Source organism: Leucobacter coleopterorum, from assembly GCF_011382985.1.
Classification (GTDB): Bacteria; Actinomycetota; Actinomycetes; order Actinomycetales; family Microbacteriaceae; genus Leucobacter; species Leucobacter coleopterorum.
The window spans coordinates 439,261-461,585 of record NZ_CP049933.1 but is presented as its reverse complement, the minus strand read 5'-3'; the positions used below and the strand labels follow the sequence as shown (position 1 = coordinate 461,585).

The 22,325-nt window shown below is 61.4% G+C and carries 25 protein-coding genes, 1 tRNA gene and 2 pseudogenes; 11 read left to right on the top strand and 17 right to left on the bottom strand.

Features of this window, described 5'->3' with window-relative positions:
• Positions 1-83 precede the first annotated feature (83 nt).
• The 6 genes from G7066_RS02220 to G7066_RS02195 all read right to left on the bottom strand — a co-directional run bounded on the left by G7066_RS02220 (position 84) and on the right by G7066_RS02195 (position 6,934).
• Positions 84-1,529, bottom strand: a complete 1,446-nt coding sequence (locus G7066_RS02220) for an aspartate aminotransferase family protein (protein WP_166328704.1) — start codon at positions 1,527-1,529, stop codon at positions 84-86.
• 216 nt (positions 1,530-1,745) lie between these two features.
• Positions 1,746-3,122 carry an aldehyde dehydrogenase family protein gene (locus G7066_RS02215; RefSeq protein ID WP_341873839.1) on the bottom strand — a complete coding sequence of 459 codons (1,377 nt, stop codon included), beginning with the start codon at positions 3,120-3,122 and terminating at the stop codon, positions 1,746-1,748.
• A gap of 136 nt (positions 3,123-3,258) precedes the next feature.
• On the bottom strand, positions 3,259-4,641 hold the full coding sequence (locus tag G7066_RS02210) for an MFS transporter (RefSeq protein WP_166328702.1): 1,383 nt from the start codon (positions 4,639-4,641) through the stop codon (positions 3,259-3,261).
• A gap of 27 nt (positions 4,642-4,668) precedes the next feature.
• A complete protein-coding gene (locus G7066_RS17265) occupies positions 4,669-5,097 on the bottom strand; it encodes a zinc-binding metallopeptidase family protein (RefSeq protein ID WP_341873838.1) in 429 nt (142 codons plus the stop codon).
• Positions 5,046-6,494, bottom strand: a complete 1,449-nt coding sequence (locus G7066_RS17260; protein WP_341873837.1) for a M20/M25/M40 family metallo-hydrolase — start codon at positions 6,492-6,494, stop codon at positions 5,046-5,048. The genes G7066_RS17265 and G7066_RS17260 overlap by 52 nt, the downstream gene beginning before the upstream one ends.
• On the bottom strand, positions 6,491-6,934 hold the full coding sequence (locus tag G7066_RS02195) for a RidA family protein (RefSeq protein ID WP_244303195.1): 444 nt from the start codon (positions 6,932-6,934) through the stop codon (positions 6,491-6,493). Before G7066_RS02195 ends, G7066_RS17260 begins: the two co-directional genes overlap by 4 nt.
• A gap of 171 nt (positions 6,935-7,105) precedes the next feature.
• Between G7066_RS02195 and G7066_RS02190 the strand changes: the two genes are divergently transcribed.
• The 3 genes from G7066_RS02190 (at position 7,106) to G7066_RS02180 (ending at position 10,044) form a co-directional block, all read left to right on the top strand.
• A complete protein-coding gene (locus G7066_RS02190; RefSeq protein WP_166328698.1) occupies positions 7,106-8,026 on the top strand; it encodes a LysR substrate-binding domain-containing protein in 921 nt (306 codons plus the stop codon).
• Between the two features lie 203 nt (positions 8,027-8,229).
• Positions 8,230-9,408, top strand: a complete 1,179-nt coding sequence (locus G7066_RS02185; RefSeq protein WP_244303193.1) for a flavin-containing monooxygenase — start codon at positions 8,230-8,232, stop codon at positions 9,406-9,408.
• A 156-nt stretch (positions 9,409-9,564) separates the two neighbouring features.
• Positions 9,565-10,044: a DUF1307 domain-containing protein gene (locus G7066_RS02180; protein WP_244303434.1), complete on the top strand. Its 480-nt coding sequence runs from the start codon at positions 9,565-9,567 to the stop codon at positions 10,042-10,044.
• Positions 10,045-10,046: 2 nt separating this feature from the next.
• Here G7066_RS02180 and G7066_RS02175 read toward each other — a convergent pair whose 3' ends face one another.
• From G7066_RS02175 to G7066_RS02160, 4 genes are all read right to left on the bottom strand, one after another.
• A complete protein-coding gene (locus G7066_RS02175) occupies positions 10,047-10,349 on the bottom strand; it encodes a Dabb family protein (protein ID WP_166328695.1) in 303 nt (100 codons plus the stop codon).
• A gap of 19 nt (positions 10,350-10,368) precedes the next feature.
• Positions 10,369-10,635 (bottom strand): glutaredoxin family protein, encoded by a 267-nt coding sequence (locus tag G7066_RS02170; RefSeq protein WP_166328693.1) that lies wholly within the window; start codon positions 10,633-10,635, stop codon positions 10,369-10,371.
• A gap of 166 nt (positions 10,636-10,801) precedes the next feature.
• The gene (locus G7066_RS02165; RefSeq protein WP_005504750.1) at positions 10,802-10,900 is read right to left on the bottom strand and encodes a 30S ribosomal protein bS22; all 99 of its coding nucleotides are present in this window, start codon (positions 10,898-10,900) and stop codon (positions 10,802-10,804) included.
• Between the two features lie 98 nt (positions 10,901-10,998).
• Complete coding sequence (locus G7066_RS02160; protein WP_166328691.1) at positions 10,999-11,472, bottom strand: ArsR/SmtB family transcription factor; 474 nt, start codon at positions 11,470-11,472, stop codon at positions 10,999-11,001.
• A 149-nt stretch (positions 11,473-11,621) separates the two neighbouring features.
• On the opposite strand from G7066_RS02160, the gene G7066_RS02155 reads away from it, so the two are divergent.
• Together G7066_RS02155 and G7066_RS02150 are read left to right on the top strand one after the other, a co-directional pair.
• The gene (locus G7066_RS02155; RefSeq protein ID WP_166331866.1) at positions 11,622-12,995 is read left to right on the top strand and encodes a TrkH family potassium uptake protein; all 1,374 of its coding nucleotides are present in this window, start codon (positions 11,622-11,624) and stop codon (positions 12,993-12,995) included.
• Positions 12,988-13,653 carry a potassium channel family protein gene (locus G7066_RS02150; protein WP_166328689.1) on the top strand — a complete coding sequence of 222 codons (666 nt, stop codon included), beginning with the start codon at positions 12,988-12,990 and terminating at the stop codon, positions 13,651-13,653. Before G7066_RS02155 ends, G7066_RS02150 begins: the two co-directional genes overlap by 8 nt.
• Positions 13,654-13,682: 29 nt before the next feature.
• On the opposite strand, the gene G7066_RS17255 is transcribed toward G7066_RS02150, so the two are convergent.
• Both G7066_RS17255 and G7066_RS17250 read right to left on the bottom strand, forming a co-directional pair.
• Positions 13,683-13,991, bottom strand: a complete 309-nt coding sequence (locus G7066_RS17255; protein WP_341873836.1) for a pyrroline-5-carboxylate reductase family protein — start codon at positions 13,989-13,991, stop codon at positions 13,683-13,685.
• Positions 13,934-14,536, bottom strand: a complete 603-nt coding sequence (locus tag G7066_RS17250) for a pyrroline-5-carboxylate reductase family protein (protein WP_341873835.1) — start codon at positions 14,534-14,536, stop codon at positions 13,934-13,936. The genes G7066_RS17255 and G7066_RS17250 overlap by 58 nt, the downstream gene beginning before the upstream one ends.
• Before the next feature lie 120 nt (positions 14,537-14,656).
• On the opposite strand from G7066_RS17250, the pseudogene G7066_RS02140 reads away from it, so the two are divergent.
• Positions 14,657-15,618 (top strand): annotated as a pseudogene (locus G7066_RS02140) (cation diffusion facilitator family transporter).
• Here G7066_RS02140 and G7066_RS02135 read toward each other — a convergent pair.
• Entirely contained in the window at positions 15,615-16,049 is a 435-nt protein-coding gene (locus G7066_RS02135) for a nucleoside deaminase (protein WP_166331865.1), read from the bottom strand. The pseudogene G7066_RS02140 and the gene G7066_RS02135 sit on opposite strands and share 4 nt — an antisense overlap.
• A 56-nt stretch (positions 16,050-16,105) precedes the next feature.
• On the opposite strand from G7066_RS02135, the gene upp reads away from it, so the two are divergent.
• From upp to G7066_RS02120, 3 genes are all read left to right on the top strand, one after another.
• Entirely contained in the window at positions 16,106-16,744 is a 639-nt protein-coding gene (upp, locus tag G7066_RS02130; RefSeq protein WP_166328687.1) for a uracil phosphoribosyltransferase, read from the top strand.
• 326 nt (positions 16,745-17,070) lie between these two features.
• The gene (locus G7066_RS02125; RefSeq protein WP_166328685.1) at positions 17,071-17,796 is read left to right on the top strand and encodes a winged helix-turn-helix domain-containing protein; all 726 of its coding nucleotides are present in this window, start codon (positions 17,071-17,073) and stop codon (positions 17,794-17,796) included.
• Between the two features lie 89 nt (positions 17,797-17,885).
• Positions 17,886-18,506, top strand: a complete 621-nt coding sequence (locus G7066_RS02120) for a DUF4870 domain-containing protein (RefSeq protein WP_166328683.1) — start codon at positions 17,886-17,888, stop codon at positions 18,504-18,506.
• Positions 18,507-18,559: 53 nt separating this feature from the next.
• On the opposite strand, the gene G7066_RS02115 is transcribed toward G7066_RS02120, so the two are convergent.
• Positions 18,560-18,907 (bottom strand): TIGR02611 family protein, encoded by a 348-nt coding sequence (locus G7066_RS02115; protein ID WP_244303190.1) that lies wholly within the window; start codon positions 18,905-18,907, stop codon positions 18,560-18,562.
• Positions 18,908-19,016: 109 nt separating this feature from the next.
• On the opposite strand from G7066_RS02115, the gene G7066_RS02110 reads away from it, so the two are divergent.
• A tRNA-Ser gene (locus G7066_RS02110) sits at positions 19,017-19,104 on the top strand.
• 174 nt (positions 19,105-19,278) lie between these two features.
• Positions 19,279-19,917 (top strand): CHAP domain-containing protein, encoded by a 639-nt coding sequence (locus tag G7066_RS02105; protein WP_166328681.1) that lies wholly within the window; start codon positions 19,279-19,281, stop codon positions 19,915-19,917.
• Positions 19,918-19,930: 13 nt separating this feature from the next.
• Here G7066_RS02105 and G7066_RS15520 read toward each other — a convergent pair whose 3' ends face one another.
• The 3 genes and pseudogenes from G7066_RS15520 to G7066_RS02095 all read right to left on the bottom strand — a co-directional run bounded on the left by G7066_RS15520 (position 19,931) and on the right by G7066_RS02095 (position 22,288).
• A complete protein-coding gene (locus G7066_RS15520; protein ID WP_244303188.1) occupies positions 19,931-20,596 on the bottom strand; it encodes a glycosyltransferase family 4 protein in 666 nt (221 codons plus the stop codon).
• Positions 20,524-21,135: a glycosyltransferase gene (locus tag G7066_RS15515; protein ID WP_244303186.1), complete on the bottom strand. Its 612-nt coding sequence runs from the start codon at positions 21,133-21,135 to the stop codon at positions 20,524-20,526. Before G7066_RS15515 ends, G7066_RS15520 begins: the two co-directional genes overlap by 73 nt.
• A 2-nt stretch (positions 21,136-21,137) precedes the next feature.
• Positions 21,138-22,288, bottom strand: a pseudogene (locus G7066_RS02095) (glycosyltransferase).
• Positions 22,289-22,325: the final 37 nt, after the last annotated feature.

The window sequence follows — 22,325 nt, the reverse complement described above, 5'->3', positions numbered from 1 at the left end:
TTCGACTGCGCGTTGATCCCGAGCAACATCAAACGCGGCTCGCGCGGGGCCACGGCCATCGGCGAGCCGCAGAATCGAGGTGGTTAGAGCCCCGCCGTCTGGGTCGCCGCCGCGAAGGCGCGATCGAGTAGCTCCGCCAGTTCGTCAATGTCTTCGCGCGTCATCACGAGCGGCGGCGAAACCTGCACGAGCGGGTTGCCCTCGGCGTCGATGGCCACCCGGCAGAGCAGACCAACCTCGGCGAGCGCCGGGTTCAGGTGCTGGCCCACAAAGTCGTAAGCAGTGACGGTCTCGTGCACCCAACGCTTCGCCTCGTGATTCGTGACGAGTTCGAACGAGCGGTGGAAGCCGTCGCCGCGAAGATCCCCCACAATTTTCGCGTGTGTTAACGCCACGGCACTCAGTTTGTCGCCAAGGTAGGGGCTGAGTGCTGCCACGTTCTCGACCACACCCTCGCGCTCCATAATCTCCAGGTTCTTGAGCGCCGCAGCGCACGCCACCGGGTGACCACCGTAGGTGAGGGCGTGGTTGAACATGCCGAGTGGCCCGTCGAGCACCGTTTCAACGACCCGATCACTCGCGATCACACCACCGAGTGGCATGTACGCCGAGGCGATGCCCTTCGCGAAGGTGATCATGTCGGGCTGGAAGCCGTAGTGGGTTGATCCGAACCAGGATCCGAGGCGCCCGTACCCGGTGATGACCTCATCGGCGATCATCAGGATTCCGTACTTGTCGCAGAGGGCCCGCACGCCGGTGAAGTACTCGGGAGTGGGAGGGGTCAGGCTGCCACCCGCGTTCTGCAGCGGCTCCATGATGATCGCGGCGATGGTGTCGGCGCCCTCCTGCACGATCAAGGACTCGAGTTCGCCGAGCAGAAACTCGGTGGTCTGCTGCGGAGTTTCGCCGTCTGGGCGACGGTAGCGCTTGGTATTGTGCGTGTGGCGCACACCGTTCATGAGCGGCTCGAACATCTTCCGCACGTCGGTCATGCCGTTGAGCGACATGGCCCCGAAGCTGGTGCCGTGGTAGGCGACCCGTCTGGCAACGAACTTGTAGCGGGCGTGATCGCCCCGGGTGATGTGGTACTGCCGTGCGAGCTTGATCGCGGCCTCGTTCGACTCGCCACCACCCGAGGCAAAGAACACGCGGTTCAGGTCGCCGGGGGCGAGCTGGGCGATCTTCTGCGCGAGGAGGGCCGCGGGAGGGTGCGCCACGCTCCATGTGGTCTGGTACGGCAGAGCGGCCAGCTGATCCCGCACCGCGTCTCCGACCTCGGCACCGTGCGTGTAGCCGAGCTGCACGCAGAAGAGCCCAGCGAGGCCATCGAAGAAGCGGCGCCCGGTCTCATCGAACACCGAGCAGTGCTCGCCGCGCACGAAAATCGGGAGATCGTCTTCGCGGTACTTGCTCGCGGGGGTGAAGTTCATCACGAGGTGCCGTTTGGCAATCTCAGCGAGGCCGCTCGGGGCGCTGGCATCCTGCGCTGCATCCGCAAACTCAACCTCAAGTTCCTGTTGCAGTGTCATGGCTGTGTGTCCTCTCAGTCGGCTCTGACTCGGGAATCCCCGTCGGTGGATCCCATCGTGTCAGCGCGTAATCAATCAGTAAAATAGTTAATTCTTCTGGCCTGCATCTGCTCCATAGATTGAGCATTTTCACCAAGCCAATCGGGTGTAGCCACATTGCCGGTTGAGTTAGGCTGAACCGGCAATATGGCCACACTCGATTTGGGTGGAGCAGGATCACCCCCACTGCATCCACGTCGTTTTGTAGTCGGTGTAGTTTTCGAGCGCGTGCACCGAGAGGTCACGACCGAAGCCCGATTGCTTGAAGCCACCAAACGGAGTGGTGAAGCCGAGTGCGTCAACGGTGTTCACCGAGACCGTCCCCGCCACGAGTCTCGCGGACACCCGGTGGGCGCGAGCGAGCGATCCGGTCCAGAGTGAGGCCGCCAGCCCGTAGGGGGTCTCGTTCGCGCGCGCGACCGCCTCCTCTTCAGTGTCGAACGGGGTTACCACGGCGACCGGCCCAAAGATCTCACGGGTGTGCACCTCGTGGTCGGCGGGCACGTTCGTCACGATCGTCGGCTCGATAAAGGCCCGGGATCCGCCAATCTCTGGGCGTGCACCGCCCGCCACGATGCGGCCGTCCCGGCGGGCATTCTCGATAGTTGCCCACACTGTCTCGGCGTGCGCCTCAGACACGAGTGATCCGATGCCCGAGTCAGGATCAAGCGGGTCTCCTGGCTTATACACCCGCGCTGCCGCTGCGTACAGTTCTAAAAACTCCTCGTACACGGGCCGCTCAACAAAAATGCGCGAGTTCGCCGAGCATACCTCCCCCTGGTTGTAGAAGCTACCAAACGCTGCTTTCTCGGCTGCGAGCCGCAGATCCTCGCAGTCCGCAAAGATGAGGTTGGAACTCTTGCCGCCTGCTTCAAGCGCGAGGCGCTTCATGTTCGACTGACCCGCGTACTGTTGCAGCTGCTTCGCAACCTCGGTAGATCCGGTAAATGCCAGCATGTCAACGTCGTCGTGCAGGGCGAGCGCTTTGCCGACAACCGATCCTCGCCCCGTCACCACGTTCAGAATCCCGGCCGGAATGCCCGCTTCGATCGCCAGCTCCGCGAGCAGCAGCGTCGAGTGCGAGGCCTCGACCGGCGGCTTCACCACAACCGCGTTACCCGCGGCAAGCGCGGGTGCCAGCTTCCATGTCGCGATCTCAAGTGGATAGTTCCACGCGACAATCACGCCAATCACACCGAGCGGTTCACGGGTCACGAGGGCGGTCGAACCGGGTGGCGTGACCGGGATGAGATCCTCCTGCTTCTCAATCGCTTCTCCATAGAAACGGTAGAGGGCGGCGGATCCGGGGGCGTCAATCGTGGAGGACTCTCGCACGGGTTTGCCCATATCGAGGGTGTCGTAAAGCGCAAACTCGTCGGATCGCGCCTCGATCAACCGGGCAAGTTCCAGCAGCCGCTCTCGACGAAACGAAGCACCAGCGCGCGACCACTCGCCCGACTCGTAGGCGGCACGCGCCGCCGCGACCGCAGCGTCAACATCGTTTGAATCGCAGTCGTGCACGTGCGAGATGACGGCACCGGTGGCCGGATTCACCTTCTCGATGGTGTTGCCCGAGCGAGCGGCGACACGCGCTCCCCGATGAATGGACGACCGTCGAATTGCAGTGCGGCCGCGGCGGCCTGCCAATCGGCGAGAGTTTTAGACATGATTTCTCTTTCGTATTGTTGAGCTAGCGGGAGTTTTCAGACGCGGGATCAAGCAGCGCAGTAGGAATCGTTACCGTGGCGGTTTCGAGATCCTGTTCCTTGATCAGCGAGATGCCTCGAGTTTCAGGAATACTGATGACCGTCACCACACCAACGACACCCACCACGGCTAGGAAGAACCCTGGCACCAGGTGGTTGCCGGTCGCTTCGATCAGCCAGGTGAGCACATAGGGTGCGGTGCCAGCAAAGAGTGCCGCGGTAACGGCGTAGGCGATCGAGAGTCCGGTCTGCCGAGTGCGCGTCGGAAAGAGTTCGACCACCGTCACGGCGTGGGTGCCGAGCACAATCGCGAGAATCAGAGCGAGACCGAGCGTGGACACAAACGCGGCCCACTCCTCACCCGACGACATCAGGGCGAACATCGGGATCGAAAGCAAGACCTGTGCAATAGCCGCGGTCATCAGCACGGGCTTGCGACCGAAACGGTCCGAGGCGATGCCCGCGAGCGGCACCACGATCAGGCCAAAGGCCGACGCCATCGTCGAAAGCAGCGCCGCACGACCTGCGTCGATGCCAATGTAGACCTCTTGATAGGTGAATAGGTACACAAGCACCACGTAAAACGTGACGTTCATGAATATCTCCATGCCGCAGGTCTGAATGAACTGCTTGAAGTTGCGCTGAAACACCTCCTTGACCGGGGCGTGCGATACCGTCTCAAGCTCTTGCAACTGCTTGAACTCTGGCGTGTCTTCGATCTTGCGGCGAATGTAGAGGCCAACAAACCCGAGTGGCACGGTAATCAGGAACGGGATCCGCCATGCCCACGCCGTAATCTCGTCTGCGGTAAACGCCTGGTTCAGCAGGAACACGACAAACGAGGCGAGCAGAAACCCAAGGAGGCTGCCGAACTCAAGCCAGCTCACACCAAACCCGCGGCGCTTTGCGGGCGAGAACTCGCCCAGAAACGCGGCGGCGCTGCCGAACTCGCCGCCGGCTGCGAGGCCTTGCACGACGCGGGTGGCGATGAGCATGATCGGCGCCCAGATACCAATCGAGTCGTAACTGGGCAGCAGGCCGAGCACCAGGGTCGCCAACGCCATCGCCAGAATGACGAGCGAGAGGGTTTGTTTACGCCCCAGCCGATCCCCGAGCCGACCAAAAATGATCGCGCCGATGGGTCTCACAAGGAACGACACCGCAAACACCGCGAATGCGGCAAGCAGACCCGCGGTGTGGTTCTCCTCGGGAAAAAAGACCGCGGCGAGCGTGCCCGCGAGGTAGGCGTACACGGCCCAGTCGAACCAGTGCACGAGCACACCAATCGATCCCGCAACTACGTTTTTGCGCAGGCTCTTCTGGTCTATGAGATCGGCGATCTCGCGGTTTGGGGTTGCTGTCGACATTGACGTGCTCCTTACATTTGGGGTGGCCTATTGAAGGCGTGTGCGTTCCAGAGCCACGTCAATGGCGGTCCAGGCGAGCGCCGTCGCACCGTCCAGCAGTGTGCGCTCGGCGGTCGAGCCAACACAGGCGGCTGCAAACCCGGGCTGGTGGTTGCTTGCCTCGCCGCCCACACCGATATAGGGGTGGATCGCGTTCACCACCTGCGACACGTTGCCCATGTCGGTCGAGGCGCGATTCATGGTGGCGGCGACCGGATCGACGTCGAAATTGCGGCCGAGCAGCACCGCGTTGCCGCGATAGTGGTCGAGCGCGACCTCGTCAGTGCGCATTTCGGCGTAGCGCTCGCTCTCGGGAGTCACCGTCAGGGTTGCCCCGGTCGCGAGCGCACCCGCCTCGAAGCACTTCAACACACGCTGCTCAAGCTCCAGAAGCTGTGCGGTCGTTTCGGCACGCACGTACCAGCGCCCCTCGGTTCGCTCCGGGATCGCGTTCGGCGCTTCACCGCCGCGCGTCTGTACGCCGTGTACACGCACCCCGCGGGCAGTTGCTGCCGCAGAAGTGCAATCGCGAGCTGCGCCACCAGAAAGGCATCATTCGCGTTGACGCCGCGCTCGGGGTAGGCTGCGGCATGGGCCGCCTGACCGTCGTACTGCACGTGCCAGTGAGTCACCGCAAACGGCCGCGCCTCTGCCACGTCTACGGGGGCGGGGTGTGCCATCAGCGCGAGATCCAAGTTTTGGAACGCCCCGCGATTCAGCAACACGACCTTGCCACCACCACCCTCTTCGGCAGGGGTCCCGATCACTTCAACAGCGACGCCCAGCGAATCGGCGACAGCAGCAACCGCGAGCGCGGCCCCCACCGACATCGCCGAGATGAGGTTGTGGCCGCACGCGTGGCCGAGCCCGGGCAGCGCGTCGTACTCGGCTAAAAAACCAACAGTAAACCCAACAGCGCCAGCGGGCGCCCACACCGCCCGAAACGCCGTCTCGACACCCAGGTACGGTTGTTCGATCTCGAAGCCGTGTGTGGCAAGCACCGCAGCAACGGCGGCCGACGACCTGTGTTCTTGCCAACCCGGTTCAGGATCAGCGTGCAGTTGATTCGACAGCGATATGAGCTCGCCAGAGACCTCTGCGATGCGAGCCCCTGCGCGACCCTTCACATCTTTTTTACTCATCGCCGGGCACCCCGTACGAGGGCGCGGCCACGGGTTCACACCGCGATCTATGTAAGCGTCGCGCTGAGGCAACCACACGTCGAGCAGCTCAGCGAGGGCGGCGACCGGATCCGAGTCGGCCCAGTCCACTCGCAGATCAGTGACGCGCCACCCAGCATTCGCAACCACGGCGAGCCCCGCGGAGTGAACTGGGCCGGCCTCGCCGCCCGCGTCGACGGCGGCCCGCAGCCCCCTGAGCAGACGCTCTTCGATGCGCCCTGTCCCAGCGAGCGCCGCATCGGCCAGCGCGTCGAGTACATCGAGGTTTGCCAGCATGTTGCCGCCAGCAACAGCGTTCTCGCGCGTGACCGCACCAAAAACTCCAAGCGCGTGATCCCCCGCGTGCGCCGCGGCGCGACCAGCACTATCGAGCACCAGTAGTTGTCGGTAGCCGATGGTTGCGGGGTCGGCGGCACCCACCACAGCAGCGAGCGCCTGTTGCGCTGTGGCACCACCGCGCAGGGTCTCGAGAAGCAACGGACCGAGCCGAGGATCCGTCACGTTCTGCGAGTTGGCCCCGCCGACGCCGTCGGCCAGATTCAGGCAGCGCGCGGCGACGGCGGGCGACGATGAGGCGATGACCGAGCCAAACTCTCCGGTATCTGGGTCGCGCAAGATGAGTGAGAGTGTCACAGTGCTACCTCGCCCGGGGCCGGCGAACTCAGCACAGCAGTCGCGTCGATCTCAACGAGCCACTCGGGGCGTGCGAGTGCCTGCACCACGATGCCGGTTGAGACAGGAAACACTCCGCGCAGATACTTGCCCATCGTTCGGTACACGTCTTCGCGGTAGCGCGGATCAATAATGTAGATCGTCACCTTCACAACGTCTTCGAGCCGACTGCCGGCTTCTTCAAGCAGCATCTGAATGTTCTGCATCGCTCGCTCGGTCTGGGCGACCACGTCTCCGATGCCGACCGACTCACGGGTGTCGAGATCTTGCCCGATCTGGCCGCGCAGGTACACAACCCCGTTAGCGACAACCGCCTGGCAGAGATCGTTGTCAAGGTTCTGCTCGGGATATGTGTCCTTGGTGTTGAACGTTCGCAGGCGGGTGTGGGTCGGTTCAGACACGGGTTCCTCCTCGTTGAGCGGTGTCGGCATGAGCCGCGTAATACGTCCATTGTTGGGACCACCAGCCGATCTGTAAAATAGGCAAAAGTTACCGAGCTTATCTTGAAATCAGATTCTTGCTAGGCTCTGGGGCACCGTTCAAGACACCGCCGTCTGCCCTGGAGGACACCAATGGTTCAGCGATTCCCCATCACGCTCACGCAACTCACGTACTTCACGGAGTGCGCCAAAACGCTCAACATGACCGCGGCGAGCATGGAACTGCACGTCGCTCAGTCAGCCGTTTCGACGGCGATCACCCAGCTCGAAAAGTCCCTCGGGGCTGCACTCTTCATTCGCCAACACTCGAAGGGCCTGATTCTCACCCCCGCCGGATCAACCCTGCTGCACGACTCGCAACGACTCTTTGGGGTGCTCAACGACACCATCGACAGCATCCGCACCGATCAGAGTGAGGTGCACGGGCGCATCACCATCGCCTGCTTCAAAACGCTGGCACCGTTTTTACTACCGCGAATGCTCGGCGGACTGCGCACTCAGCACCCCGATCTTGAGGTGCTGGTGGTCGAGGGGGATCATGAGGAGTGCCTCGCTGCCCTGCGCGGTGGCCGGGCCGAGCTCGCGATCACCTACGACCTCTCATCCGAGGCGGGCATCGACAACACCGTCGTTGGCGAGTTTCGCCCGCACGTGATCGTTCACGCCAAGCACCCACTTGCCGGGCGCAAGCAGGTTCCGCTCGCCAAACTCGCCGCTGATCCGTTTGTGCTGCTTGATCTGCCCAGCAGCAGCGACTACTTTCTCGGATTATTGCGCGAGGCGGGGATCGAACCGAACCTGCGATATCGCAGCTCGAGTTACGAGACCGTGCGCTCCATGGTTGCGACGGGGCTGGGATACTCGATCCTGAACCAACGTCCGCAGATCAGTGAGACCTATGCCGGATCACGCACAGTGACCATCGAGATCAGCGATCCGGTGCCGAGCCTACGCGTTGAAGTTTCTTCCCTCACGCAGGTGCGCCGGTCTGCGCGAGCGAGGGCGGCGGAGTTGGCGGTTCGGGAGGTGCTTATGCCCTCAAAGAAACTCTAAAACAGATCGAAATTGGTTCTTCCATCTGCTGAATTGATGTAATGCGTCACGAACGCATATTGGCGGTGCACCCCTCCACTGTTGTTTGCTGGGAATCATTCACCGACCCAGTATTCATCGATTCAAGGGAGAAGAGATATGTCGAGCCAAGAGGCAGAAGTCACCGAGGTCGTCGTTGTCGGAGGGGCCAAGCTGGAGTGGCCATGAGTGAGCACCTCGGTGCGCGCGGCATCGCACACATTGTGCTGGAGCGCGACCGTATTGCCGAGAGATGGCGCACTGAGCGCTGGGACTCGCTCGTCGCCAACGGACCCGCCTGGCACGACCGTTTCCCTTCCCTCGAGTTTGATGGGTCTCCCGACGCGTTTGCCCCAAAGGAGCAGGTGGCGGAGTACTTCGAGCGCTACGCAGAGCAGATTGGCGCGCCGATTCGCTGCGGAGTGGAAGTGACCTCGGTGCGCAAACACGAGGGTGAGCCCGGGTATCGAGTCGAGACCACGGCTGGCTCGATCCACGCCCGCTACGTTGTCGCCGCGACCGGCGCGTTCCAGCTCCCCGCGATCCCACCGATTGTGCCCGCCGATACCGGCCTCACGCAGCTACACTCGAGCGGTTACCGTAATCCGCAGCAGTTGCCCGAGGGTGGCGTGCTCGTGGTTGGTGCAGGATCGTCCGGCGTGCAGATTGCCGCAGAGCTTCGTCAAGCGGGGCGCGAGGTCACGCTCGCCGTTGGCCCTCACGATCGTCCACCGCAGCGCTACCGCGGCCGCAACTTTGTGTGGTGGCTGGGGGTACTTGGCAAGTGGGATGCCGCCGCTCCACCCGAGGGGGCCGAGCACGTGACCATTGCGGTCAGCGGCGCAAATGGGGGTCACACAGTTGATTTTCGCGATCTGGCCGACAGCGGAATCACGCTCGTTGGGCGCGCGAACAGTTTTGCCAACGGGGTCATGGCATTCGGCAGCGATCTCAAGGAGAACATTCGGCTGGGCGACGAGAACTATCTGTCGCTGCTCGCAGAGGCCGACGCCTATATTGCTCGCGAGGGTCTCGATCTGCCTGAGGAACCGGAGGCCCACCTGCTCGGCGCGTACCCCACTTCTGCGACCGACCCCTGCTGTCGTTGGATCTTGCCGCCGCCGGCATCACCTCGATCGTGTGGGCTACAGGATTCAACGTGGACTACAGCTGGCTACAAGTCGATACGTTTGATGATCGCGGGCGACCGGTGCACCAGCGCGGGGTGTCTACCGTTCCCGGGGTCTACTTCTTGGGTTACCCTGGCAGTCGCGCCGCGGATCGACGTTTATCTGGGGTGTCTGGCACGACGCGAAGCACCTCGCCGATCAGATCGAGATTCAACGCGGGTATCGGGCGTATAAGCCTGTTGGAATCTTGAGTGGGGTTGGCGGGTAGGTTGCCGGGTGGAGCTCGGTGCCGGAGGATGCCATGCCCTCCGGCACCGAGCGTTCTCAAGTTCTCCACATAGACTGGGGCAAGCTTTACCACTCGGTGAGAAGGAGAAACGTTTGTTTCAGATGACCCAGCGCCGCCCAGCAGCGCAGTTCGCAGCGTTCGTCGCGCTTCTCACGGCATTCGTTCTGCCACTCACGGCGTGCAGCGGCGGATCATCCGGCACAAAGGCGACCTACACCAAGTCAGAGGGCGGCATCGACTCAACAATGACCATCACCGCAGAGGGCGATGACGTCACGATGCAGTCGATCAAGAGCGTCATCAACTACAAAAAAGCTGGGCTCAAAGACGAAGCTGAAGCGAAAGAAACATTCTCATCCGTCATGGAAGCTTACGAGGGCATCAAAGGGCTCACCCACAAGGTCGACTACACGGCCACCGACGCGACCGAAATTTTGACCGTCGACTACAAAAAAGCCGATCTCAAGAAGATCGCCGAGCTGACCGGCGCAGAATTTGACGAGTCCACCAAAGGCTCAAAGGTCAGCTTCGCAGAGACAGTCGCAACGGTTGAGGCGAGCGGCTTCACAAAGAAGGGCTAGCGCTACTCTACGAAGTCAACACACGCACGGCCGACCGTGCGCTGCTTAACGATCTCGACCGCGGCGAGGTGTTCGGGGTGCGCTGCATAAACCGCGAGCGCCTCGGCATCATCGTGCACGCTCTCAAGCGTCAGGTCCCAGTTAGCCTCGTGGTTGAGGGTGTTGCGGTAAAGCTTCAGTGACTGGAGGCCGTCAATGCGCCCATTGAGCGGCTCGAGCACAGCAATAATTTCGGCGGCTTGGGCATCGCGATCCGCAATTGACTCGCCGCTGAGCTTCCAGGTCACAATGTGCCGTACGGTCATTTTATTCTCCTAGCAATCACTATTGGGCCACGCGCAGGATCGCACGCTCAAGCTTTTCGGCATCCACACGCCAGATGGCGTGCTGCTTGCCGTTTATGCGAACGACCGGAATCTCCTCAGAGTAGAGCCGCGCGAGCTGCTCGTCTTCAAGAATATTGAACTCTTCGAGCTCGGTGACGGTCCCTTGCGCACTCAACTGCGCGCGAACCCCCTCAACAACCTCGCGCGCTTCGTCACAAAGGTGACAACCCGGCTTGCCGATGAGGGTAATGCTGACTGCGGCCATGATCCTCAAGCCTATTACAGCGACACCCGACTGGTCGGCAGTGAACCTATGGTCGAGGGCGTCGAGCAGCGAAACATTCAGGGCCCTGCAACCACTCGTAAACGAAGAAAGGCATCGAACCCAATCGTTCGATGCCTTACATCAATCGCACCCAAAGGCGCGTTGACTACTTCTTGTTGCGACGCTGATGACGCGTCTTACGAAGCAATTTACGGTGCTTCTTCTTCGACATACGCTTACGGCGCTTCTTGATTACTGAACCCACGGATACCTCACAACGTCTCTAGGGCCCGAACGTGGCCCACAAGACACCCATATTACTCGTCAGCAAGGCTCAGCGCGAACTCAAACACAGAAAAGCTACTAATCGCGCAGGCGGAAGCGCGCGACAAGCTCCTTCACGCGATGCTCGGCCTTTGCGGCGGCGCGACCGATCCGCTCGGCGGCGGCGGCGGCTTCTTCGGAAAGAACTTCTCCGGTGTCTTCAAAAGAATCCTCAGATTCAGGCCCCGAAACTCGCTCGCCGTCTTCAGAGAGATACTCGACGGTCACCTCTGTGTCGAACCCCGCGGAGAGAAACGGGATCACAAAATCCTCGACCATCTCAAGCGGCTCGGGGTCGAGCGAGTAATAACGGTGCTGTCCGTCTTCGCGCACGGTCACAAGTTCTGCCTCACGCAGCACCTTCAAGTGCTTCGAAACGGTGGGTTGGCTAATCTCGAGCTGACCCACTATTTCAGACACACTCATCTCTTCATCTTGCAGATGCCGCTCGAGCAGCGCCTGCAAGATGTCGCGGCGCGTAGCGTCGGCGATGACCCCGAAAATATCTGGCATAGCCTAAGGGTAGCGGGCATTGGTGTGTAGCATGACAAGGTCAGCACAGTTCGGGATCAACCCGCAGCAGGAAAGAGGGAGTCGTGAGGGCGCTCGCAGCGAGTCGCGGTAGCTCTACCCCGCTCGCACAAAAGTCGTGGGTCTCGAAGATGATCCAATCTTCTCCCCCTCGGTTCGCGCTGCTGGTCTTCACAGCGCTGATCTTCCTGTGGACCGCGCTACTCTCCCTCCCTATCTCCAGCAGCAACGGCAAGGTCACGCCGCTTGCCGATTCGCTTTTCACAGCGGTCTCCGCGATCTGCGTCACGGGGCTTTCAACACTCGATATGGCCACCCACTGGTCGTTCTTTGGCGAAGTGGTGATCCTGCTCGGCATTCAGATCGGTGGCATCGGCGTGCTCACCCTCGCGAGCATCCTCGGCCTGACCGTTACCCGTAGGCTCGGCCTGCGCCAGAAACTTATGGCCGCCAGCGACACAAACCCCATGCGCATGGGCAAGGGCGTCTCAGAGAGCCAGGCCGTTGGCCTCGGTGAGATCGGCGGGCTGCTCGCCGCCGTTGCACTAAGCCTGATTGTGATTGAGCTGATCCTGACCATGCTCATTACCCCGGTGCTGCTCGCAGCGGGCTACGATTTCTGGCCAGCCCTGTGGAACGGTTTCTACCTCGCGGCCTCAGCGTTCACCAACACCGGCTTCGTGCCGCTCGTTGGCGGGCTTGAGCCCTTTCTCACCAACTACTACCTGCTGACCGTCATCGCCATCGGCGTATTTCTCGGCGCCATCGGCTTCCCAGTCATCTTTGCGCTCTACCGCTATGTGATCGGTCGCGGCTGGCGCACACACAAGCGCCTCGGCCTGCACACAAAACTTACGCTGACCACAACGGTAATCCTGGTGTTCTTCGGCTGGATAGCGATTACTGCGCTTGAGTGGAACAACTCAAGCACGCTGGGATCACAGGGAGTCGGGCAGACGCTCTTCAACTCTGGCTACATGTCGGTCATGACACGTTCTGGTGGCCTCGGCATCGTCGATCCAGACCAAATGAACGGCTCGACACTTCTGGTCATAGACATGCTTATGTTTGTGGGTGGTGGATCAGCGTCGACCGCTGGCGGCATCAAGGTAACCACGCTGGCCGTGCTGTTCATCGCAGCCTACGCAGAAGCCCGCGGCTACCAAGACATGCAGGCCTTCGACCGCCGCATCCCCAACGAGGTCTTGCGCGTCGCGGTGTCCGTGTTCATTTGGGGTGTCACGATCGTACTGATTTCGACCATCTCACTCATGCACATTACCGGCGCCTCGCTCGACCACGCCCTGTTCGAGGTGATCTCAGCCTTCGGCACATGCGGGCTCTCCACCGGACTGTCTGAATCCGTTGACGATCCAGGCAAGTACATTCTCTCGGCCACTATGTGGGCAGGTCGCGTCGGCACTGTCACCCTGGCTGCCGCCGTGGCCGCCTCAAGTCGTTCTCGTATGTTCCGCCTCCCTGAAGAAAGGCCGATCGTTGGTTGATATTCGAAGTGATGCCCCGGTCATTGTGATTGGACTCGGGCGGTTTGGTGCGTCAACTGCCGGTCAGCTTGACCGTCAGGATCGTGAGGTTCTGGTGGTCGATACCGACGCCGGCCTCGTGCAGAAATGGTCGGATCGTGTGACCCACGCGGTGCAGGCCGATGCGAGCTCAATGGAGGCCCTCCGCCAAATCGGAGCAGACGAGTTTCAGATCGCGGTTGTCGCGACGGGCTCGTCCATCGAATCGAGTGTGCTCATCTCAGCAAATCTCGTGGATCTCGGGATCCCTCAGATTTGGGCGAAGGCGATCTCTGCCTCACACGGCAAGATTCTCGAGCGGATCGGCGTCAATCACGTCATTTACCCCGAGCGCGAGGCGGGCGAGCGCGTTGCACACCTGCTCAGCGGCAGCATGCTCGACTTCATTCAGTTCGACGACAACTACGTCATTGTGAAGATGTACCCGCCACGCTCGATCCGCGGGCGAGCACTCTCCGAGAGCGGTGTGCGCACCCGCTACCGGGTCACCGTGGTGGGCGTGAAGGCACCGGGACAGCCGTTCTCCCACGCGACCCAAGACACGGTGGTCTCGCCACACGACCTCATCATCGTCTCGGGCACCGCTGCAGACGTGGAGCGCTTCGCCACGATCGGCTGATCCTGCACTACATGTACTGCGCTACTGCGCTACTGCGCGGCGAGCTCTTCCGAGCGGCGCACGTTTGCGGCGAGCGCACGGTCGAACAGCTCGCCCCAGTTTGCATCCTGCAGCACAAGAACGGCCTGCTCGGTGGTGCCCTTTGGGCTCGTCACGTTGCGGCGAAGCTGCGCGGGATCCTCGTCGCTGCGCGCCAAGAGCTCGGCCGCGCCGGTGACGGTCCCCTGCGCGAGCAACCGCGCCTGATCCTCGTCGAACCCCAATCGCATTGCAGCGGCGGTCATCTCTTCAACGTAGAGGAACAGATAGGCGGGGCCCGATCCTGAAACCGCCGCCACGTCGTTGATCTGCGACTCACGCACCACAATGGCGGAGCCCACCGTTTCGAAGAGCGCGCGCACGGTGTCGATGTCTGCTTCGCTCGCGGCGGATCCCCGGCGATTCCGGTCACACCACGCCCGATGAGCGAGGGAGTGTTCGGCATCGCGCGCACCACGGCCGTCCCCGCAGGGAGCACCTCCTCAATGCTCGAGCAGGTGACTCCGGCGGCAACACTCACCACAATTGCACCCGGCTCCAGTGCGTCGGCAATCTCGCGAGCGACGTCGAGAATCATCCAGGGTTTCACCGCGAGAATCACGAGCCCCGCGCCCGTGACTGCCACTCGGTTCGCCTCGGGGTCAGTCTCGCTCGCGTACGCCACAACGTCTGCGGCTCCGGAGAACTCGGCCGCGCTGCGAGCCGATTTGGTGGTGACGCTGATCGGCTTCGGGATGTGCACCCCGGGAGCCCGCAGCCCCGCCAGGATTGCCCCTCCCATGGAGCCAACACCGATCATGGCGGTGCGAGGAAGGACTGAGGTCTGCGCTGAAGTATCACCCACCCGCCCAGTCTACGAGCCTGCCCCTTTGAACTCACCCCAGGGTGTCCTCAACAACACATGCCCAGTCACCGTAGACTGTGGAACCATAGGAGTTGTAGCGACTCAGGGAGGCAATTGATCATGAGCGCGTCTGGCGGTAACAAGGCGATCATTGCGGCTTTTCTTGCCAACATGGGGATAGCGATCACGAAGTTCATCGCGTGGGGCTTCTCGGGGTCCTCGTCGATGCTCGCGGAGGGTGTGCACTCGGTCGCAGACTCCGGCAACCAACTTCTGCTGTTACTCGGCGGCAAACGCGCGAAAAAGGTGGCTGACAAGGATCACCCGTTCGGCTACGGGCGCGTGCGCTACGTGTATGCCTTCATCGTTGCGGTTGTGCTGTTCTCAGTTGGCGGCGTGTTCTCAGTCTATGAAGGTGTGTCGAAGATTCAGGATCCTCACGCGCTCGAAGTGTGGTGGCTGCCCATCCTCATTCTGACCATCGCGATTGTGCTTGAGAGTTTTTCTCTGCGCACAGCGATTCACGAGAGCAGACCCCACAAGGGCTCGCTGAGCTGGTTCCAGTTCATCCGGCGTTCGAAGGCACCCGAGTTGCCTGTTGTGCTGATGGAAGACGTGGCCGCTCTGCTCGGCCTTGTCATCGCCTTCATCGGCGTGGGTCTCACCGTGCTCACCGGCAACGGACTCTTCGACGGCATCTCAACTGTGGCGATTGGTGTGCTACTGATTGTGGTCGCGTTTGTTGTTGGCATGGAGGTCAAGAGCCTGCTCGTGGGTGAGGGGCCAGCGAAGAAGACACCGCCAAGATCGAGGCGGCAATCCTGAGCACAAAAGACACCGACCGCATCATTCACATAAAGACCCTCTACCTTGACCCCGACGAGTTCATGGTCGGCGCGAAGGTCAGCCTGCAGCCAACCTGCACGATGCTTGAAGTATCGGCAATCATCAACGTGGCCGAGCGGCGTATCCGAGAGGCAGTGCCCGCGGCCAAGGTCATCTACCTTGAGCCAGACGTCTACCTAGACCCCAACGCGACCCAGCCCACAACAAGCTCAATCGTGATGCTGTCGAGCGACTAACGGCGCTCCGCAAAAAATTCTTCCAGCAGAGCAGCGCACTCGCCTGCCCGCACGCCGGCAACCACCTCGGGTACAGGGTGCGGCAGGCGGCCATCTCGCAGCAGATCGTAGATGCTTCCGACAGCTCCGGCTTTTGCGTCCCACGCACCAAACACCACGCGCGGCACCCGGGCGGCGAGAATCACACCCGCGCACATCACGCAAGGTTCGAGGGTGACGACCAGTGTGCAACCAGACAGCATACGGTCCCCGGTGGCTAACGCGGCCTCCCGAATTGCTATCACTTCGGCGTGCGCCGTGGGATCCGGAACCGCCTCGCGCGCGTTGCGACCGGTGCCGAGCACCTCGCCAGTGGGCCCGAGCAGCACAGCCCCCACCGGAACCTCACCGACCTCTGCCGCGACTCGCGCTTCTGCGAGCGCAAGATCCATCGCGCTGAGTTCTGCGGGAAGCGGCGGAATGGTGGTCACGAGAATAGACTAGACGCATGCGTGTTTTCGTGGCAGACCATCCCCTCATCACCCACAAGCTGACCGTGCTGCGAAACGCACAAACGCCGCAGCCCACGTTCCGGCTTCTTATCGAAGAGCTGATGACGCTGCTGGCCTACGAAGCCACCCGCGAGGTGCGTGTTGAGCCACACGAAATCGAGACACCGGTTGCCCCGACCACTGGTGTGCGCCTCAGCCATCCCCTTCCGCTGATCGTGCCGATTCTGCGCGCGGGGCTCGGCATGCTCGAGGGCATGGTGAAACTGGTGCCGACCGCAGAGGTGGGCTTCTTGGGCATGGTGCGCGACGAGGAGACCCTCGAGCCGACAACCTACGCCGAGCGTCTTCCCGACGATCTCTCGGGTCGGCAGTGCTTCGTGCTCGACCCGATGCTGGCAACGGGCGGATCCCTGGCCGCAGCGATCAAGTTCCTGTTCGACCGCGGAGCCGACGATGTCACGGCCATCTGCGTGCTGGGCACACCCGAGGGTGTTGAGGTGCTTGAAAAGGCCGCCGAGGGTCGCAAGGTGACGCTGGTGTTGGGGGCGCTCGACGAGGGCCTCAACGAGCACGCCTACATCGTGCCGGGGCTCGGCGACGCAGGAGATCGCCTCTACGGAACGATCGATCACTAGGCGGTTTCACACTCGTGCTTGACAACACGTTTACCTAGCTGCTTTACTGTCCCCTATGTATGACACCATTCGTCCCAGTCCGCCCTCGAGGTGAACATTGGGAACACCGGCATGATGATGGCCGGTCAGAGTGTCATGCGCTGTCGAATGTGCATGTAACGGGAATTATTAGCCCGCGCAGTTTCCCCAATCGGGGGTCAAGCGCTATGTGCGAGCAACGCTCCACGTTTTCTCCCGGCCAAATCTCTGGCCAGCACTTCTTTTCGAACGGCTCAGCCGTATCTCCGCGTTCCCCGCGGAATCAGCTCTCAAGGACTTTCATCATCATGACTACCACTCTCGCCCCCGCTACCCGCACCGTTTCCACCAGCGCAGCGCTCCGCGCCGCCCGCCCAGATCTCGTCGCCGAGGTTCCCACCATTGCGGCACCTGAGCGCCGAGTACCCGAGGGCACCGAGGTACGTGGCTTTGCCCTCTACGTAGGCCTCGCCGACGACAAGATCGCTGACGGAGACCCCAAGCTGGGCGCCATCGTCACACAGATTAAGCAGTTGGTCGCTCAGCTCGCGCCCGCCGCCGACACCTACGCGGCCGTGGCACTCGCTCCAGAAGGAACGGGAGGCCGCGACGTTGAGGTTGTGCGTCTGGCACTCGGCGACCCCGCAGCCCACGCACGCCAGAAGCAGCACGTCGAAGAAGCTGAAGATCGCGCTCCGAGCGGCGTGATCCTCGACCTCTCACGCAAGCGCGTGCTGCTCGACAACATCGCTGCCGCCCTGACATTCCGCGAGTTTGAGCTGTTGCAGTACCTCGTGCTTCGTGAGGGGCGCACCATCAGCCGCGAAGAACTGATCACCGCACTCTGGACCGGCGCGGACGGCGAAGAGGTTCCCAACGAGCGCACCATCGACGTGCATGTGCGACGCCTGCGCGTAAAGCTTGCACACTACCAAGACATCGTGCGCACCGTGCGTGGTACCGGGTACCGTTTTGACCGCCACGCAGACGTCTCGATTCTGCACACCTCCGCGCCAAGTCCCGACGTGTTCTAAGAATTAGAAAACACCGCGCTAGCCCCTGTTTCTATTGGCAAACCTGCGGTAGCGTCAAGGGACACAATGTTTTCTCGAAGGAGACGATCATGACTACGCTGCCACCAGAAGGTGCTGACGGCCAGGCAACTGGAGGCCAGCCCGCAAGCAACATTCCACCGGTTCCACCAGTGCCACCGGCAGCTCCGGCACCACCGGCCCCGCCCGTACCGCCAGCAGCACAGCCCGCCGCTCCGCAGCAGCCTCAGTACCAGGTTCCGCCGCAACAACCGCAATACCAGACGCCGCCTCAGCAGCCTCAGGGTGGCTACGCTCCTCCGCCTGCACCGGGTGGCTACGCGCAGCCGCCCATTTCAGATCCCGTCAGCAACATCACGCTGAACTACTGGCTATCCGTGTTCTTCAGCTGGATCCCGGCGCTCATCTTCTACCTCATTGAGAAGGACAAGGGCAATGCTCAGGTTCGCGCGTACCACGCCGACAATCTGAACTTCACGCTGCTTCGGATCGGGACGGTCATTGCGGCGTACATCGTGGGCTTCATTCTGCTGTTCATTCCATACGTTGGACCGGTCATCAGCATTATTCTGATTTGGGCAGGGATTCTGGTGCCTTTTATTTTCCACATCATTGCAGCGGCTAAGGCTCCTGAGTCCTTCCGCCGTGGCGAAAAGCCGCCGTTCATCTTCAACATTCAGATGATTAAGTAGCAGCAGGTTTCACGACCGTTAGGCCCGGGCTTCGGCTCGGGCTTTTCGTGTTTCTAGGCCTGCGCCTTTCGCGCGCGACGGGCCTCGCGCCAGGTGTTCCAACGTTCCCAAAATCGCGTGAGTATTTGACGCAGCCACCCAAGCAGCCTGCGCGCCCAGTGAAACTCGGTGCCCAGGATCGTGAGCCCGAGAAAGACAATCAACCATCCAGGTCCGGGAAGCGGCACGAGGATCAACCCAATCACCATTACCAGCGCACCCAACACGGTAACGGCCACCTTATACGCGGTATTTAGCCATGGTCTGCGCCGTATTACCTTGCGCCAGCGTGCCATAAATCGCGCAACGGGTCGCCCGATCCTCTTCGCACGAACTGCGTCTGTGAGGTAGGGATCGGCCATAGTTATGAAACTAGAGTGTCGAACTGGCAAAGACCCGTCAACAAGGTGCTTCGTTGCTGTAAAAATGGTGGTGGTCGCGAACTCCCCTCAACCATGTAAGATAGTCGACGGAAGTATGTCCGAGTGGCCTAAGGAGCACGCTTGGAAAGCGTGTAGGGTGCAAGCCCTCGCAGGTTCGAATCCTGTTACTTCCGCCACAACGAAACCCCCGGGACTTTCCGGGGTTTCGTGCATTTCCAACAAACAGTTGTGGCAAACCTGAGAAATTCCATCTCGGACTTGAAAAATAACGGAACGGTAACGCATACTAGTTAAGGCGCGAGGGGCCAAGCCCCCGCGTTTTTTGTTGGACAACCCCTGGAGATTAACGCGTGCGAGTACCCGCTAAGGCCTTCGTAATCACTCTGATTACCTCGGTAACCTTCGCATTTGGTGCAGCCCCTTCCTTCGCTGCAGAGCCGATTGAAAACTTTGCCCCTGCTCCCGCGGCCATCCAGCCCGCAACACTTATTTCACAGACGCTCGACACCACCAATAACGCACTCGCGGGTGAGCCGATCGACTCAGTGCTCGACATGGAGACCCTCTCCAACGTCCCCCACAACTTTGACGTCAAAGCAACGATCGCCCAGGCTGAAAGTGAAGTCGGCACGAGCCGCCCCACAGGCTGGAGCCAGCCCGGCGAGTGCATTATGTCGGCCCAGCGTTGGATTAAAGCAGGCGGCGGCGCTTGGAACGGCAGCGGCAACCCCGTCGCAAACTACGACGGCGCTACCCGCATGACGTTGGCAAACGCGGAACCCGGCGACATCGTTCAGTACGAGTACACAGCTTCGCCCACTTCATGGGTCTCAGGAATCCACACGGTACTCATTACTGAGGTACACGACGACGGCACCTTCACCATCATCGAATCAAACAACCCCGGCGGATCCGGCCTCGTGAACAAGGACGAGAAGTGGACTCCAAAGCCCCCACCTGGCTTCGACGCAGTGGTCTGGCGTTTCTAAGCGCGCCTCAGCTTCATCTGCCAATCTGCTCGTAGAGAGCTACCATCTTTGCTGTCTGCGCTGACTGCAAAAAGCGCTGAGCTTCTTGCGTAGACACTCTCAGCCCCCCATGTTCCGAGTTAAGATCACTCACTGCTTCGCGAAGCGTATCGGCAAGAGCGGCAACACTTGCATCAGCGACCTGCCATGCGGGGTCAGCTGAAACATGCTGCGCGATCTGCGGATCACAGAAAATCGTAGGCGTGCCAAGAGCCGCCGCTTCAAACGGGGTGAGCCCCTGAGTCTCAAACCCGATGGATGCTTGCACGAGGGCGTCCGCATCGTGAATTTCGGCAAGCGCATCCTCGTAGTTCACAGAGCCAGGCACTTTCACCCGAGCTTGTAGCCCAAGCTCTCTAATTCGTTTGTTCACACGCGGCAACAGCAATCCGGCACCGAGCAGAGTAATGTCAGCATTGATCCCTGACTCTGCAATCGCCTCGATAAACTCGAGCACGCGTTTTTCTTTGCTCATGCGTCCGAGCCAGACGAGTTTCGGTCGCTCGCGCGCGCTACGCGCCCGGGAACGCACTGATTCGACGATGTCGTCATCGACGCCATTCGGGATCACAACCGCACTCTCAATGACCCTGTGCCGCTGCAGTTCGCCCGCGAAGTGGTGAGAGGGTACGGTGACCACAGTTGCCTCTGTTGCGAGCTCGGCAAGGTAGCGCCAAGCCCCATAGGTCGACCGGTCGACACCGGCACGGCAGCGCCCCAGCGCAAGAACTCGCCACCCCGAAGTATCCCAAACACGAGGGGTGCGAGCCGTGTGACGGCGCGTGTGCCCTCGTCAACGTTGTTGTGCATGGTGAGCACGACAGGAACATTCAACCCCCTCGCGGCCCGGATCCCAATCAGTGCACCCCAGAAGTCACCCTGAATATGGATCACATCAATCGGCGGTAGTTTGCTCAGCGCCGCGGAAAGCGCGCGATCGGTGCGAGATCCTGGCCAGCTAATGCCGTACTCACGATCCTTAGTGATCGCCCTGGAGGGCAGGTTGATGTAGTTCCCACGATCCCCTACCGCCGCGACATAGCCCGGCCGATGCAAGGTGGGCGCGGCAATCGATACCCTGTGGCCGGCACGCTCAAGAAACTTACGCTGTAGCCGGATCGCAACTTGAACCCCACCGAGCGAATCAACGTGCTGATCTGTGACGATGAGGATGTGCAATGCTAGCGCTCGATCGGTTGATCGCGGTAAAGCGCCTCGAAGGTGTCGAGAGTGCGATCGATGTCGTGAACCTTAACCGCCTCGAGTGAGGCCTGCTGCATGCGCTTGCGTTCCTCGGGTGTCTGGTCGAGCACCTTCTTGATCGCCACGGCGAGCTCGCGGTCGTTAGCAGGTTGGAAGAGGTAGCCGTTCTCACCCTCGTGCACAAGGTGCGGTAGCGCCATGGCGTCGGCGGCGAGGATCGGCAGGCCAGAAGCCATGGCCTCCATCGTGGCGATCGACTGCAATTCAGCAACTGACGCGATCACGAACATGCTGGCTTCGGTGAGCGAGGCGCGCAACTCTTCGTCGGTCACACGACCAGTGAAGGTCACCTGTTGCCTCACCCCCAGCTCGGCCGCGAGCTTCTCGAGATTCTTTCGCTGATCCCCGTCACCCACGATCTTGAAGGTCAGGTTGTACGAGGGATCGATGCGGGTCAGGGCGCGCAAGATCGTATCGATGCCTTTTTCAAGGGTAACCCGGCCCACGAACACGATGGTGTTGTGGCTGCGCGGGGTGAGGTCGGCAGTGTAGTCGGAGGCGCGCAGACCACAGCTCACGGGACGCACATTGCGACGGTGGGTGTTGCGCTCAAGGAAGTCGGCCGCGCGCTGCGTTGGTGTAGTCACGGCGGCTGCGAGACGCAGCACACGGTCGGCGGCACCCCAACCCCAGCGCACAAACACGCGCTTAGCCCGCTCGGGCAGCAGCGTGAAATCGAGCACGTTCTCTGGCATGACGTGGTTGGTCGCAATGATGCGGATCCCCCGCTTATGCCCCTCGATCGCGAGGGCACGACCGATAACAATGTGTGACTGAATGTGAATAACATCGGGGCGCACACGGTCGAGCAGCTTTCGCGCGTATCCCCGAGCCCGCCACGGCAGCACAAAGCGCAGCCAGTCGTGGGATACCAGCGCCAGCTCGCCCAGCGATGCACTGTCATCTGCTCGCCCTCGATGGTCTCGATGAACGCACCGGTCTGACTGTGGCGCCTCGAAGGTGCCACAATGTGCACGTCTTCGCCGCGCTTCACGAGGCCTGCGGCGAGGCGCTCAGCAAAGCGGGCGGCCCCGTTGACATCGGGGTAAAAGGTGTCGCAGCCAATCATGATTCGAATTGGCGCAGAGCGATCGGTGGTGCTCACG